This is a genomic window from Marinobacter salicampi (assembly GCF_011074795.1).
Taxonomy (GTDB): Bacteria; Pseudomonadota; Gammaproteobacteria; order Pseudomonadales; family Oleiphilaceae; genus Marinobacter; species Marinobacter salicampi.
Genome location: NZ_JAAMPF010000012.1, coordinates 1 through 14,792, shown reverse-complemented (window position 1 = coordinate 14,792; position 14,792 = coordinate 1). Strand labels below are relative to the sequence as shown.

The following is a 14,792-nucleotide window of genomic DNA, read 5'->3' as shown; positions in this document are numbered from 1 at the left end:
AGATCCTGTATGCATGGAAGCCTCACTACCATCGGCGCAGGTCCACAGTTCATTAAAGCCAGGGTCGTTACCCGCGCCATACAATTAACTGAAGGTATTGAAGAGATCCTGCTACACGCTGGGAATCACTTCGACGTTAACATGTCAAAATTTGTTTTTAACCAGCTCGGTATTCCCAAACCAGATATTCAACTGAATATCCATGGTGGCAGTCATGATGAGGTGACCGGTCGGATCTTGACTGAGGTCGCACAAGCTCTGTTGGAACACACGCCCGACCGTGTATATGGAGATACCAACTCAATCTTAGCCGACGCACTGGCTTCGTCCAAACTGCATGTCCCAGTTGCCCACGTGGAAGCCAGTTTGCGTAGCTACAACAAGCAGATGGATGAAGAAGTTAACCTTATCCTCACCGATCAGATCAGCGCTCTGCTGGTTCCAACCACAACGGCAGTCAAAAATCTTGAGATTGAATGTTTTCGGGCTAAACCGATAAGAGTATTGCAGGCGGGTGATGTGATGCAGGGTGCAGCTCTACTATTTACAAGAAATGCGTTTGCTCCTGCGTATAATCAGCTAACTAAAGACTTTTTGTTGGCAACTCTACATCAAGCCAAAAACGCCTTTAATCCTAAGCGTCTAGCTAACATTATCCATGCTCTGAACGAGATCCATCTAAACCAAATATTAGTAGTGTTACCTTTTCACTTTCCCACCATGAGGCTTATTGCCCAACAAGGCCTGGAGCTAGATGTCCATCTGATTGAGCTCTTAGGGTTTTTTGAAATGGTGTGGTTGATTGACCGATGTCAACTTGCACTAACTGACAGTGAAGGGTTACAGAAAGAAGCGTTCTTATTCGACAAAGCATGCGTCACGATGCATTGCGAGACCGAATGGGTTGAGCTAATCGAAGTAAGCGCCAACGAACTGGTGAGAGCAGATCGACAAAAGATTGAAAAGGCCGCTGCCCGAAACGCTGGTGGTTCTGTTAAGGATAGAGACCAGCTGTACGGGGGCGGGCAAGCCGCTCAGAGAATTGTTAAAGAAATAGAAAAGGCGAACTCATGAGGAAGACAGTATGGATTGTGAATCAGTATGCTTCCACGCCTGAGTATGGATTTGCCGGTCGACATTATTATTTGGGAAGAGAGCTAGCTAAGCTTGGCTACAATGTTTATTTGATTGTTTCTGCCGGACACCATCTTCTTCGTTCCAAACCGGAACTTATTTCAGAATTCAAGTTAGAAAAAGAGGCGGATCGGTTTACGGTCGTCTGGACAAGCATGCCTCACTACGATCAGGCACATAGCAAGGGAAGGGCCATTGGGTGGTTCCTTTTTTCGTGGCGCATTCGGAAGTTAGCAAAGGTAATTCCCGAGTCCCCCGACGCCGTTGTTTGTTCTTCTCCGTCCCTTCTTTCTTTTTTTGGAGCGAAAAGCCTGGCTCGTAAGTTTGGGGCAAGGTTGGTTTTTGATGTTCGGGATATTTGGCCTATGACATTGATTGAGATCGGTGGATATTCGGCCAAGCATCCATTTGTTCGTTTTTTACAGCGAGTTGAGGACAAAGCCTATCAGGACTCGGATTGGGTGATATCCAACCTAAAGAACTCGGTAGAGCACATGGTCAGCAGGGGTATGAAGCGGGAGAAATTTTCTTGGGTGCCTAACGGTTTTTCGATGGATGAGGTTCGCATGAATATTCCCCTTAACGATAGAGCGGATGGCCAATTACCCCAAAATAAATTTTTAATCGGGTATACCGGTACGCTCGGGTTTGCAAACGCCCTCAACACCTTAATTAATGCAGCAGACCGATTGAGAGATCATCCAGATATCGCCTTTATTTTGGTTGGAAATGGAAAAGAGAAGCCGGAACTACAAGAGTTGGTTGACGGAAAGCGGTTAGGAAATGTGTATTTCGTTGATTCCATTCCGAAGGTGGAAGTACCATCCATGTTGTCGCGGTTCAACGCGTGCTATATAGGGTGGTTGAACGACCCACTCTACCGATTTGGTATCGGAGCGAATAAATTACCTGAATACTTATATTCAGGAAAACCAATTATTCATGCGTTTTCAGGTGCCTGTGATCCGGTTGGCGAAGCCAACGCAGGTTTACAGATAGCTGCTGAGGACGACAAACAACTTGCCGATGCTGTACTTAAGCTCTACCGTTCGACTCCTGAGGAGCGGGCAGTGATGGGCGCAAATGGGCGTAAGTTAGCTCTTGACCAGTATGAGTATAGACAGCTCGCAGAAAAGCTTTCAAAGATATTATTCGCCTGAATTGTTTCGGGAAGGGTTATCTGCAGAGCGTCTTAATTTGGAGTCCCTGTGAAAGTACTTTTGACTGGCGCAACCGGATTTGTTGGTAGTCGTTTAGCGAAATCCCTTGAGGTTGAGCCTGATATAGATTTGACTTGTGCTGTAAGGCGTCCTGCGATTGATGTAAGTGGCCGAGAGGTGGTCGTTAGGAACCTGGATGCGAATACGGATTGGTCTGCGGCCTTGATGAAGCAACAGATAATTATTCATGCGGCAGCCCGAGCGCACGTCACGAAGAATGAGGTTGCTGAGGCCCTTAGTGAATACCGCAAGGTTAACGTCGACGGTATGGTAAATCTTGCACGCCAAGCTGCTGAGGCAGGTGCGCAGCGGTTTATTTTTATTAGTACGATTGGGGTAAACGGCAACATAAATGCCCGCCCATTTACTGAGAGCGATCAACCCCGGCCAGCTGAACTTTATGCGCAATCTAAATGGGAGGCTGAGCAGGGTTTATGGAAAGTTCAAAAAGATACAGGCATTAAAATTGTTATTATACGCCCACCCCTTGTATACGGGCCCGGAGCGCCAGGAAATTTCGGTGCATTGATTCGTTGGGTTGAGAAAGGTTTCCCATTGCCCCTAGGCGCTGTTCACAATAAACGTTCGTTGGTTGCGCTTGATAATCTTGTTGACCTGATAACTACCTGTATTGATCATCCCGCCGCCGCTAACCAGGTGTTTTTGGTAGGGGATGGCCAGGATCTTTCAACTACTGAACTGTTGCGTGGGGTTGCCAGGGCTATGGGTAGACCTTCCCGGTTGATACCGGTGCCTGAAAGCTTGCTGCTGTTCGGCGCTTCTATGATTGGTAAAAAGGCGGTAGCGCAACGCTTGGTGGGCTCTTTGCAGGTAGATATTTCCAAAGCCCAGAAGTTGTTGGGCTGGCAGCCACCTCTCTCGGTAGAAGAGGGTCTCACTCGCTGTTTCCCTTCGGAGAAAAAGTTGTGAAGCGATTACTTGATATTTTTTTTTCTCTTTTCGGATTGGTCATGGGCTTTCCGGTGCTAATTCTGCTGACAGTGGCAGGTTTTTTTGACACAGGTTCCCCCATATTCTGCCAAGAACGTGTGGGCCGCAATAAAAAGGCATTCACTTTGGTGAAGTTCCGCACCATGAAAAAAGACACGGCCTCCGTTGCCAGTCACTTCGCCAGCGCAAATGCCATAACGCCTTTTGGCCGCTTTCTCCGCCGCACTAAATTAGATGAACTGCCTCAGCTATGGAATGTGTTAAAAGGTGAGATGAGCCTGGTAGGCCCCCGGCCCTGCCTGTTCAGCCAGGAGGAGTTAATCGCCGAGCGGGAGGCCCGTGGTGTTCTCGAAGCGCGGCCAGGCATCACCGGTCTCGCTCAGATCAAAGACATCGACATGTCTACGCCGCTCTTGCTGGCCGAAACCGACGCCAGAATGCTAGTCGAACTTAATCTTAAGAATTATTTTCGATATATTTTCCTGACGGTGGCCGGGAAGGGTAGAGGCGACCGAATAAAACTTTGAAGTAGGGACACTTTTAAGTTCGAGTTTGCGCCTAGGTTTTAGGTAGAGCAATGAGCGAACGGTAAGGTAGCCGGTTGGTCGAAAAGTAAACGAAACCTAATGTGTTCCTCTGGCGGTTTTAGATTAGTCTGATGTATTACAAGTTTCTCGACTATTTAAAATTTGCAGCGCACTGTTTAGAAGGTCTAATGTTTAGAAGGTTTCTCGCACTCCCAAGACTCTACAAGCGCCTGGTGTCGCTCGCATCAGATGCGTTCTTCTTGTTCCTGGCGCTCTGGGGAGCCTTTGCACTCAGGCTTGAGCAGCATTTCTGGATGCCGAGCTACGGCCAGTTGCTTGTCTCAGCGCTTACGGTTGTATTCACGCTGGCGATTTTTGTACGTCTTGGCCTTTACCGCGCCGTTGTGCGTTACCTCAGCGACCGGGCTTTTCTGACCATTATTTACGGTGTGGCGGCGTCAAGCGCTATCCTGATTGTTTTGGGTTACCTGCTGCAGGTCTTTGTCCCGCGCTCCGTTCCTATTATTTACGGAGCCTTGGCCTTTCTGTTCGTAGGTGGCACTCGCATGGGTGTCCGCATGCTCGTAAGCCGCCCCAGGCGACGATCCAAGGAGCCGGTCGCAATCATCGGGGCCGGTGAAACCGGTCGTCAGCTGGCGACAGCGCTGGAGCAGGGTACCGAATGCCAGCCGGTTATGTTTGTGTCTTTCGACAGGTCGAGCCATCGCTCGTTAATCAATGGCGTACCCGTCTATAGTTTTGATCACATCGAGCGCTCGCTGAAAAAACATCACGCCCGGCGTATTCTCTTGGCACTGGAGCCGGACAGCAGCGTCGATCGAAAAGCCCTGTTAAAAGAGCTCGAGCCTTTGGCCATTCCCGTTCAAACGGTACCGAGCATGTCGGAGCTGGTCTCCGGACAGGCTCGCATTAACGATATCCGGGATCTGGAAATCGAAGACCTGCTGGGCCGCGATCCAGTTCGGCCAGACAGCGCCATGGTGGCCACGTCGTTGTATGGCAAGGCGGTGATGGTGACTGGTGCCGGGGGGTCCATTGGCTCCGAGCTGTGCCGGCAGATTATTCGTCACCGGCCTCGGTCCCTTATTTTGTTTGAGCAATCCGAGTTCTCCCTTTATGCCATCGAGCGGGAGCTGGCCCGTATCAATTCGGTGGAGAATCTTGAGGTTGAGATTCACCCTCTGATGGGTAGCGTCAAGCACAGGCGCCGGTGTGAAACCGTCATGCGCTCCTTCGGCATACAGACCGTTTATCATGCAGCCGCCTACAAACACGTGCCGCTGGTGGAGCACAACGTTATTGAGGGCGTGCAGAACAACGTATTTGGAACCTGGCATGCGGCAGAGGCAGCGGTGGCGGCCGGGGTCGAGCGCTTTGTGCTGATCTCTACCGATAAAGCCGTTCGGCCCACCAATGTGATGGGGGCCAGTAAGCGCCTGGCGGAGCTGATCCTGCAGGCCCTGGCTCAGCGGCAGCTGAAAACCAAGTTCTGCATGGTGCGGTTTGGTAATGTGCTGGGTTCCTCCGGCTCGGTGGTGCCCCTGTTCCGGGAGCAGATCCGCGACGGCGGACCGGTCACGGTCACTCATCCGGACATCATTCGCTATTTCATGACGATTCCGGAGGCCAGCCAGCTGGTTCTGCAGGCCGGCAGCATGGGGCAGGGTGGCGAGGTATTTGTGCTGGATATGGGCGAGCCGGTCAAGATCGCGGACCTGGCACGCAAAATGATCCACCTGATGGGTATGACGGAAAAAACCGATGAGTACCCCGATGGCGACATCGAAGTAGTTTTTTCCGGCCTCAGGCCGGGTGAAAAGTTATTTGAGGAGCTACTGATTGGCGATGACCCCCAGGGCACCGTTCACCCCCGCATCATGATGGCCCGGGAAGCCTCCATGCCCTGGGCCGAAGTCGACGCGCTGCTGGACCAACTCACCCAGGCCAGCCAGAACTTCGATTGCTACCGTGTGGTTCAGCTTCTGCGGGAGGCGCCTACCGGTTATGCGCCGAACAGCGATGTGGTGGATCTGGTCTGGTGCAATGGCCATCAGGTAGGCCCGCAAGCTGCACTTGAGAACAGCAAGATCCGGCGCCTTCCCCTCTAATGGCCGGCCCCCACCCGGGTGTATCTAGAACCTGCTCAAAGAAAAGAAAGATAAAATATAAATAGGAAAAGGAGTTTCCTGAAGTTGATAGAACTATCTCACCACGGCGCCACCGATGGCGTTACCGGCTCCTGCCATGAGCTGAAGGTTGGCAATGCTGCCATTCTCATTGACTGCGGTCTGTTCCAGGGCGAGGAGGCGGGTAACCAGGGGTCGGCCTCCAGCCTTTCTGTGGACTTCCCCATTGAGCATATCAAGGCGCTTGTGGTCACCCATGTGCACATTGATCATGTTGGGCGCATTCCCTACCTCCTGATTGCCGGCTTCAAGGGCCCGATTATTTGTTCCGAGCCTTCGGCCATTATGCTGCCGGAGATCCTCAGGGATGCCCTGAAAATTGGCTTTACCCGGGATAAACGCTTGATCGAGCAGGTGCTTGACCTTCTCACCTCGATGATCGTGCCCGTGCCCTATGATCAATGGCATGAAATAGTGAACGGGGAGAGCCAGAGCCTGAGCGTGCGTTTGCAGCGGGCCGGGCATATCCTGGGCTCCGCCTATGTGGAGTGCGATGCCTTCAGTGAGGGTGTTCGCGAACGCATCGTGTTCAGTGGTGACCTGGGCGCTACCCATTCGCCTTTGCTGCCAGATGCCGTGTCTCCGGAGTCGTGCGACCGGTTGGTCATCGAGAGTACCTACGGCGACAAGGATCACGAGGAGCGGGAGACTCTCCGTTACCGGCTGAAAGCCATTCTGGAACACGCCCTCGAAGACGGCGGCACCGTTCTGATACCGGCCTTCAGTATTGGTAGGACTCAGGATCTGCTTTATGAGATTGAAGGTCTGATCCACGAGTTCGGGCATGAGGACATTCGTTCTACCACGAGAGGGCTGACCTGGCAGGATCTTGAAATTGTGGTGGACTCACCCCTGGCGGCGACCTTTACCGGCATATACCGGAAGCTGAAGCCGTTCTGGGATGCGGAAGCGCTGGACCGCGTCCACCATGGCCGCCATCCGTTGTCCTTCGAGCAGCTAACGGTCATTAATGAGCACAGCGACCACCTGAACGCTGTCGATTATCTGGCACGCTCCCACCGCCCCTGTGTGGTGATTGCCGGGTCCGGCATGTGCGCCGGCGGCAGGGTGGTGAACTACCTGAAGGCAATGCTGGGCGAGGCCCGGAATGATGTATTGTTTGTAGGCTACCAGGCCAAGGGTACGCCGGGGCGGGACATCCTTACCTATGGACCTGGCGGCGGCTGGGTTGAGCTGGACGGAGAGCGTTTTGATATACGGGCCCAGGTCCATCAGGTTGGCGGCTACTCGGCCCATGCGGGTCAGTCAGACCTGATGCGCTTTATAACCGGGATTCCGGCACAGCCAAAAGAAATACGGATTGTTCACGGGGAAGATTCTGTGAAGTTTGCTTTTAAACAGTTGCTTGAAACGAAGCTGAGTTCGCAAGTAGTGATACCAAGCGCCTAGCCAGGCCGATAAAAGTTCACTATTGCTTGTGTTTACGGCTCAGTATCCGTTAAATGCCGACACGTACTTATGAAATATCGGGTGTTATCAATATGAAGAAAATTGCAGTCATCGGCCTTGGCTATGTAGGTCTCCCTCTCGCTGCGGCTTTTGGTGAAAAGCGGGAAATTGTTGGTTTTGATATTAATGCCAAACGCATTGGCGAACTCAACAAAGGCATAGATTTCACGCGAGAGATTTCAGAAGAAGAGTTTTCAAGGGCAAAAGGGTTGTCCTTTACTGACAAACTGGAAGATGTCCGGGATTGCCAGGTCTTCATAGTAACCGTCCCCACACCAATCGATGCCTTTAAAACCCCGGATCTTACCCCCCTGATCAAAGCCAGCGAATCCGTCGGCAAGGTCCTGAAACAGGGTGACATCGTTATTTACGAGTCCACAGTTTACCCGGGCGCAACAGAAGAAGTGTGCGTGCCCATTCTGGAAAAAGTTTCCGGCCTTACCTTTAACCAGGATTTCTATGCCGGCTACAGCCCCGAGCGTATTAACCCGGGCGACAAGGAGCACCGGGTCACCACCATAAAGAAGGTGACTTCCGGCTCCACGCCGGCTATTGCAGACGAAGTTGATGAGCTTTACGCCAGTATCATTACGGCCGGTACTCATAAGGCGAGTTCCATAAAAGTCGCAGAAGCCGCCAAGGTAATTGAAAACACCCAGCGGGATGTGAACATTGCCTTGATGAATGAGCTTTCAATGATCTTTTCGCGATTGGGGATTGATACCCATGAAGTATTGGCAGCGGCCGGCACCAAATGGAACTTCCTGCCGTTCAAGCCAGGGTTGGTGGGTGGTCACTGTATCGGCGTGGACCCATACTACCTGACCCATAAGGCTCAGGCGGTGGGTTATCATCCTGAAATGATCCTTGCCGGGCGAAGAGTCAATGACAACATGGGCGCTTATGCCTCGTCTGAACTGATCAAGGCCATGATTAAATCCGGCCAGGCGGTAGCGGGCTCAAAGGTATTAATCATGGGTCTGGCCTTCAAGGAAAACTGCCCTGATCTTCGTAATACCCGGGTTGTTGATGTGATAAAGGAGCTGGCTGAGTTCGGGTGCAAGGTGGATGTAACCGATTGCTGGGCGGACAATGACGAAGCTATGCATGAGTATGGTCTGAAACTTATCGATAACCCCGAACCAGGCTATTACGATGCGGTTGTACTAACCGTACCCCACCGTGAATACGCCGCCATGACAGCTCCACAGTTCCGTGAATTGATGAAAGACAAAGGCGTGTTGTTTGACCTTAAAGGTATTCTGCCCCTGGGTAGTGCCGACCTGCGCCTGTGACTATACACAAGCCTTACATATCCCTGCCGTGAGCTGGTTTTAAAAGCGGTGGTTTTGAAAGGCAATAAAAGAATCGGCCGGAATGCTCCGGCCGTTTTCGTTTATTAAACTCTGTTATTATAATTGCGAATATAAAATCTCTGGTTTACTATCAGTTCAGGCCGTATTACCAGGCGGTATTTAATATTTTTGGTCGGTTCTCAAAGACTCCTCGCCATTTTTGATGAGCTCGCCATGTTTTATTAGAATGTTAAACGGTTTCCTCGTAATATTCGGCAGTTCAGGCGAGCTCCACATTATTGGTTCAAACAAGGGTTTAATTGATGGCTAAGATTAATGACTACTATCAGAAAAAGCAGCTTATGGAGAAGCTCACTGAGGAACTGCGTCAGCTTGAACAGGACAACGCGCTTAAACATGAACTGCAGTTTGAAGAAAAAGTTCGCGCGTTAATGAAAGAGTATGACAAGTCACCTAAAGACGTTCTTCAGGTTCTGGGTGCCATTGATCCAGCAGTTGTCGGTGGTAAAACCGACAGCGGCGCCACAAGCCGGCCCAAGCGCCCCCTGAAGACCTACAAGAACCCGAACACCGGTGAGGTGGTCCAGACCCGCGGCGGCAACCACAAGACCCTGAATGAATGGCGCCAGAAGCATGGTAAGGCCACCGTTCAAAGCTGGCAGCAGGACTAAAAGCTGACCGGAGCTTCTTTGATGCAGGCGTCTGGCAACAGGGCTTCTTGAAGTAAGGCTTGTACGGATTGCCCTATGGCCGTGAAGGGCGCGTTATCTCGAACCGGGATACGCGCCCTTCACGGCTTATTGCGTTTCAGGGCCAGCAATCAACGGTCCCCGAATACCACCACTTTATTACGTCCATTCTCCTTGGCAGCGTAGAGCGCATTATCAGCTTGCTCCAGCCATTGCATGTGGTTGTCGGGCTTGTCGGTCAGGGGCGCGACGCCCATGCTGACGGTGTACTGGATGTCGGCCACGGAGGTGTTCACAACACTGCTGGCGATGGCTTCCCTTATCCGTTCGCAGATAATGCGTGCCCCTTCAGCATCGGTCTCTGGCAGGATGATGCCAAACTCCTCGCCGCCATAACGACCGGCCAGGTCTGACTGGCGTAGGCTGGTTCGGATGACATGGGCGGTATGCTTTATCACTTCGTCCCCCGGCAGATGGCCGTAGGTATCGTTCACCAGTTTGAAGTGATCAATGTCGAACATGACCAGAGCTGTAGGGTTTCCGTAGCGGCGGTGGCGCTCGAACTCGGCATCTACCAGGTTCTCCCAGGTACCCCGATTCAGCAGGCCGGTCAGGCGGTCAGTCATGCTGAGTTTTTCCAACTGCACATTGGCCCGTTCCAGCGCCATCCGGCCTGAGGCCACATCGGTAACGTCATAGACCATGATGCAGATCTTTTCGATGGTGCCGTTCGGGGCAGACAGCGGGCTGATGGTCAGGTTCTGATACATGTACTCTTCTGTGCCGGTGATCGGCCGGGTATTTCGGAAGCGGAACAGGTAGGGGCGCTGCTCCCAGGAGGTAAAGGTGCGGGTGTTGAGCAGGGCCACCGACTCTACCTTGCGGGCCAGCCAGGCCCTGGGCAGGTCCGGAAACACATCGAACAGGTTGCGGTCGCGTATGCGGCTGGCGGTGATGCCGCTGTGGTTCTCCATGAACCCGTTCCAGACCTGCACACGGTAATCCAGGTCGAGCACCACCAGGCCCATCTCCACGGACTCGAGCATGTCCATCAGCCAATGGAAGGATTTGATGTCGCTGTCGTCAGCGGCCATGGAGTCGTCCTCAATTATTTCGGGCCCTGGCAGAGCATCGGGGTAGGTGGGCCGTTGTCGGTCACGCGTAGCCCAGGCTTTTCTCAAGCCGGGGGATGGAGTCTTCTGTTAACAGCACCAGCAGGTCACAGGCAATGGCATAGTCTTCGATGGCGTAGTTGATTTCGATGGCCAGCAGCTGCTCTGAGTGCTTGCTGTGATGTTCCAGCAGATCGCTGATGTGCCGGTGCTGGCCGAGCACGGTCGGATGCCCGAGCCCCAGTTTGAGGTCAAGCTGATCCCCAAGCCCTTTCAGGAAGGCACCGAACAGAATGCTGGACATGTCCATCAGCACCTCCACCTCCAATGCCTCCGAGCTGAGGTCGTCGTACTGGAGCAGGTGGGCCATATCCTCGAAGCTGGCATCGGAGAACAGCAACATGGCTTCCCCCGCCACGCCGGCGCCGATAAACCCCTGGCACACCGCCGAATAGGTGGACTCTTCAGCAGCCGACAGGGCCATGCTAAGTTCGGAGCGGGCAATCATGGCCACCTTGGGCACAGGCAGCTTTACGAACACCTTCAGTAATCGCGCCAGCAGGTCAGCGGCCCGTCCCATGGCCACGTTGGAAAGTTCCTGCAGGTAATCGTTAAGGGTGGTTTTGGGGCCTACCGTGCCAGCGCCCTGCGCAGACCGGGCAGCGGCCCGGGTGTCGCCGGGCCGGTACAGGCCAAAGTCCTGCAGAAGCCGGGCAACCAGTTCGGGCTCGGTGGGTTTCCTGATGAAATCAATGGCGCCCATTTTACGCACCCGGTCCCGGGCCTGGGGCTGGATGTCGCCGGACACAACGATGGTAAGCACCTGGAGGTCGGCCTTATTGATGGCCTCCAGAACACTGTAGCCGTCGAGCTCGGGCATGTTCAGGTCGAGGAACAGTATATCCGCGCCTCCGCCCTTAACCTTTATTAGCGCCTCGTGGCCGTCAATCGCAAAGGACGTTTCCACATCCCAGTCCGCAGGCAGAGCCCGGGCCATCTGCTTGCGGGCCATTGCTGAGTCGTCGCAAATCAGAACGCGCATGGTCATGCAGGGTCGGGCCCTTCGTTGGGTCGATTGGTGAATGGCGTGAATCGGTGACTGTTGGCCTGAGTGTAGATCAGATCGCCAGGGTAAGTGTAGCCGGGCCATGTTGAGCTGACCGGTTTTTACGATCCTGTTACAGATACATCGCTTCCGTCTCTAATTGAGACAGATGTTCCAAATTATTGAATTACCGAAAAAATTGAGACCGCCCTCATAAACCCTTTATAAACCCGGGAACCAATCCGTCTGTTTTGGCCCAATGTGACTAGTGTCACGCCATTGACCATAACGGCTTCGCTATAGTGGCGCTGCGGTCAGTCATACCAGTGTGCCGTCTGGGTAATTCGCTAACCTACTGAGCCACTGAGGACTTTGAGAGCAAGGCGCGATGGCGAAGGTTTGGTGGCTCCAAATCTAGTCAGCGCAACGCCGCTCTCAAAGTCCTCAGTGGCTCCCGAAGGGCGAGACGCTGTGGCCTCTGGCCGGTGTTGCCAGCCCTTGATGTGGAACCACCACACCGGCGGACCGGCGCCTTGGCCAGAGGCCTCAGCGTCACGCAGTAGGTCAGCGAATTACCCAGACGGCACACTAGAACAATAAACCGCAGCTGAGTCTGGACATCAACACTCGAGCTTATTCAGAGACAAGACGATATGAACAGGGACGCGTACAGGTACGTCATCCCAAGCCTGATATGGCTGTTTGTTGCGGGTTATGCACAGGCAGACCTTGAGCCTATTTCCGATGAAGAGATGGGTCAGGTTCAGGGGCAGGCGATGATTGCTATTGACCGAACGGTCGGTACCTCAGAGCAGTTTACCCGGGTCACCATGGGTATGGATGCGGAAATACAGACCAACATCGATACGGTCGCGCTGGGCGAAACAGAAGCGGGCACTGATCTGGCGGTCGATCATTTGTCACTGGGCCACATAGCCCGGGACGCCACCACCGTTCAGCTGGACGGCCAGACCTATGAGGTCGGGGACATAGTGCCTTTTGTGGGGGCGGACCCATACTTCGAGTTGGCCGAGCAGAACGGCGAAGTGGTCGGCTTCCGCTTTGGGCTGAACAAGGCGAGGGGCACGCTCTCCGGGGATATCGCGAGCTTTAGCGGTAACCTGGGGTTGCAGATAGAAGACGAAACCGGTGCCCGCTCTGCGGCGGTTCTCTACAACGACGCCTCTTCAGTCACCAACTACAGGGCCACCCATGTCGGGCTTGCCGGCGCCACGGACTGTGCCAGCGGCGCTTCCACCCAGTGCGCGCCGCTGTCCAACCTGAAAACCCTGGATATAGGCACGGCCAACGATGATGGCACGGTGGGTTTCGCAGAAGACTTCTTCCTCTCATTCCAGAAGCAGGCGGTTGAATGGACCGATGTCGACGGTACAGGCACGGTAACCACTGACCCGGGCGTATTCTTCAACGTGCCCACCAGCATGACGCTGGACCTGCAGACCCTGCAAAATGGCGTACCCCGGGCACGGACTGAGTATATCGACCGCGGTCACGGGCTGTTCTGAGCTCGCCGGCAACATCTGCTAGACTGCGCCGAAGTTTCCGATAATACCGGCGCAGGAGCCCGCAGTTCGTGATTCGTTCATTCTACTGGCATGATTATGAAACCTTCGGCGTGGACCCGGTTCACGACCGGCCGTCCCAGTTTGCGGGGGTGAGGACCGACGCCGACCTCAATATCATCGAAGAGCCCCTCGTCATTTACTGCAAGCCTGCGGATGACTACCTGCCTGACCCCCAAGCCTGCCTGATCACCGGTATAACCCCCCAGAAAGCCGTGCAGGAGGGGTTTCCGGAAGCCGAGTTCATCGGTCAGATCAACGAAGCCTTCAGTCAGCCGGGTACCTGTGTCGTGGGCTACAACAGCCTGCGGTTCGACGACGAGGTCACCCGCCATACCCTGTACCGGAACCTGCGCGACCCCTATGGTCGGGAATGGCAGAACGGCAATTCCCGTTGGGATATCATCGATATGGTCAGGCTGACCTACGCCCTGCGTCCGGAGGGCATCAACTGGCCCATGAAGGAGGACGGCAGCCCCAGCTTTCGTCTTGAGGAGCTGACCGCAGCCAATGGCATCCAGCATGAGAGCGCCCACGACGCCATGTCTGATGTGGAGGCAACCCTGGCGGTGGCCCGGCTGATCAGGGAGAAGCAACCCAAGCTCTTCAACTTTGTACTTCAGAACAAGGACAAACATTCTGCCCGGGCCTTGCTTGACTCTGTTGCCCTCAAGCCGGTGTTCCATATTTCCGCCAAGTACCCGGCAACCCGTGGTTGCTGTGCCATGGTGGTGCCCATCGCCGAGCACCCGACCAACAAGAACCTGGTGATTGTGTATGATCTCCGGGAGGATCCTACCGATCTGATTGCTGCCGCGCCGGATGAGATCCGGGCCCGGGTGTTTACTACCCAGGCGGCACTGGGGGAGGGCGTCCCTCGGTTTGCGCTGAAAGGGGTTCAACTGAACAAATGCCCCGTGCTCGCCCCCGCCACCATGCTCAAAAGCCTGGCACCGGAAAGGCTGCAGGCACTTGCGCTGGACGGAGAAAAGTTGCGCAGTCACCTTGGGCTGTTGCGCCAGGCCCAGGATCTGCCAGCCCGAATCGCCCAGGCTTTTGATCACTCCCACGAGGGCGAACTCACAGACCCGGACGAGCAACTCTATGCTGGTGGTTTCATCAGCAAGGGAGACCGCGAAAAGCTCAACTGGGTATTGCAGCAGCCGGTCGAGACGCTGGGTGAGCTGGAAATCGCCTTTGAAGACCCGCGACTTGCGGAAATGCTTTTCCGCTACCGGGCCAGAAACTACCCCGACAGCCTGATTTCAGAAGAGCAGGAGCGCTGGGAGCAATTCCGTCAGGAGCGCCTGATGCAGCCCAAAAAAGGCTGGCGGTCACTGGAAGGCTACTTCAAGACACTGCAGAACCTGGCCGCAGACCCGGAGCTGCCGCAACAAAAGCGCGAGATCCTGGAAGAGCTGCACCTCTACGGCGAATCCCTGATTCCTTACGTTTAAACCGGCCAAGGCGTGGTTTGTGTAAATGTAGCGGAAGCTTCAGCTTTCGAGGAGCCGCCAGGCTCCCAATCAGGCCAACCC

At 54.1% G+C, this 14,792-nt stretch carries 12 protein-coding genes; 10 read left to right on the top strand and 2 right to left on the bottom strand.

What is annotated here, in order from left to right:
* Positions 1-9 precede the first annotated feature (9 nt).
* From wecB to G7W63_RS04770, 8 genes are all read left to right on the top strand, one after another.
* Positions 10-1,074: a non-hydrolyzing UDP-N-acetylglucosamine 2-epimerase gene (gene wecB, locus G7W63_RS04805; protein WP_166253968.1), complete on the top strand. Its 1,065-nt coding sequence runs from the start codon at positions 10-12 to the stop codon at positions 1,072-1,074.
* Positions 1,071-2,294, top strand: a complete 1,224-nt coding sequence (locus tag G7W63_RS04800; RefSeq protein WP_166253965.1) for a glycosyltransferase family 4 protein — start codon at positions 1,071-1,073, stop codon at positions 2,292-2,294. The genes wecB and G7W63_RS04800 overlap by 4 nt, the downstream gene beginning before the upstream one ends.
* A gap of 48 nt (positions 2,295-2,342) precedes the next feature.
* Positions 2,343-3,284 carry a UDP-glucose 4-epimerase family protein gene (locus tag G7W63_RS04795; protein WP_166253962.1) on the top strand — a complete coding sequence of 314 codons (942 nt, stop codon included), beginning with the start codon at positions 2,343-2,345 and terminating at the stop codon, positions 3,282-3,284.
* Complete coding sequence (locus G7W63_RS04790; RefSeq protein ID WP_166253959.1) at positions 3,281-3,832, top strand: sugar transferase; 552 nt, start codon at positions 3,281-3,283, stop codon at positions 3,830-3,832. The genes G7W63_RS04795 and G7W63_RS04790 overlap by 4 nt, the downstream gene beginning before the upstream one ends.
* Before the next feature lie 188 nt (positions 3,833-4,020).
* The gene (locus G7W63_RS04785; RefSeq protein WP_166253956.1) at positions 4,021-5,961 is read left to right on the top strand and encodes a nucleoside-diphosphate sugar epimerase/dehydratase; all 1,941 of its coding nucleotides are present in this window, start codon (positions 4,021-4,023) and stop codon (positions 5,959-5,961) included.
* Between the two features lie 84 nt (positions 5,962-6,045).
* On the top strand, positions 6,046-7,449 hold the full coding sequence (locus G7W63_RS04780; RefSeq protein ID WP_166253953.1) for an MBL fold metallo-hydrolase RNA specificity domain-containing protein: 1,404 nt from the start codon (positions 6,046-6,048) through the stop codon (positions 7,447-7,449).
* Between the two features lie 92 nt (positions 7,450-7,541).
* Positions 7,542-8,804, top strand: coding sequence for a Vi polysaccharide biosynthesis UDP-N-acetylglucosamine C-6 dehydrogenase TviB (tviB, locus tag G7W63_RS04775; RefSeq protein ID WP_166253950.1), 1,263 nt, complete (start codon positions 7,542-7,544; stop codon positions 8,802-8,804).
* A 323-nt stretch (positions 8,805-9,127) separates the two neighbouring features.
* Positions 9,128-9,496, top strand: a complete 369-nt coding sequence (locus G7W63_RS04770) for a histone-like nucleoid-structuring protein, MvaT/MvaU family (protein WP_166253947.1) — start codon at positions 9,128-9,130, stop codon at positions 9,494-9,496.
* A 149-nt stretch (positions 9,497-9,645) separates the two neighbouring features.
* Here G7W63_RS04770 and G7W63_RS04765 read toward each other — a convergent pair whose 3' ends face one another.
* Complete coding sequence (locus G7W63_RS04765) at positions 9,646-10,608, bottom strand: GGDEF domain-containing protein (RefSeq protein WP_166253944.1); 963 nt, start codon at positions 10,606-10,608, stop codon at positions 9,646-9,648.
* 61 nt (positions 10,609-10,669) lie between these two features.
* Positions 10,670-11,674 carry a response regulator gene (locus G7W63_RS04760; RefSeq protein ID WP_166253941.1) on the bottom strand — a complete coding sequence of 335 codons (1,005 nt, stop codon included), beginning with the start codon at positions 11,672-11,674 and terminating at the stop codon, positions 10,670-10,672.
* Between the two features lie 650 nt (positions 11,675-12,324).
* On the opposite strand from G7W63_RS04760, the gene G7W63_RS04755 reads away from it, so the two are divergent.
* Together G7W63_RS04755 and sbcB are read left to right on the top strand one after the other, a co-directional pair.
* The gene (locus tag G7W63_RS04755; protein WP_166253938.1) at positions 12,325-13,197 is read left to right on the top strand and encodes a hypothetical protein; all 873 of its coding nucleotides are present in this window, start codon (positions 12,325-12,327) and stop codon (positions 13,195-13,197) included.
* A 68-nt stretch (positions 13,198-13,265) separates the two neighbouring features.
* Positions 13,266-14,711: an exodeoxyribonuclease I gene (gene sbcB / locus G7W63_RS04750; RefSeq protein WP_166253935.1), complete on the top strand. Its 1,446-nt coding sequence runs from the start codon at positions 13,266-13,268 to the stop codon at positions 14,709-14,711.
* Positions 14,712-14,792 lie beyond the last annotated feature (81 nt).

What these genes read in the sequence shown, in the direction of transcription:
- wecB (WP_166253968.1), top strand. Translation starts at nt 10, where the DNA reads ATGCATGGAAGCCTCACTACCATCGGCGCAGGTCCACAGTTCATTAAA.
- G7W63_RS04800 (WP_166253965.1), top strand. Translation starts at nt 1,071, where the DNA reads ATGAGGAAGACAGTATGGATTGTGAATCAGTATGCTTCCACGCCTGAG.
- G7W63_RS04785 (WP_166253956.1), top strand. Translation starts at nt 4,021, where the DNA reads ATGTTTAGAAGGTTTCTCGCACTCCCAAGACTCTACAAGCGCCTGGTG.
- tviB (WP_166253950.1), top strand. Translation starts at nt 7,542, where the DNA reads ATGAAGAAAATTGCAGTCATCGGCCTTGGCTATGTAGGTCTCCCTCTC.
- G7W63_RS04770 (WP_166253947.1), top strand. Translation starts at nt 9,128, where the DNA reads ATGGCTAAGATTAATGACTACTATCAGAAAAAGCAGCTTATGGAGAAG.
- G7W63_RS04765 (WP_166253944.1), bottom strand. Translation starts at nt 10,608, where the DNA reads ATGGCCGCTGACGACAGCGACATCAAATCCTTCCATTGGCTGATGGAC.
- G7W63_RS04760 (WP_166253941.1), bottom strand. Translation starts at nt 11,674, where the DNA reads ATGACCATGCGCGTTCTGATTTGCGACGACTCAGCAATGGCCCGCAAG.
- G7W63_RS04755 (WP_166253938.1), top strand. Translation starts at nt 12,325, where the DNA reads ATGAACAGGGACGCGTACAGGTACGTCATCCCAAGCCTGATATGGCTG.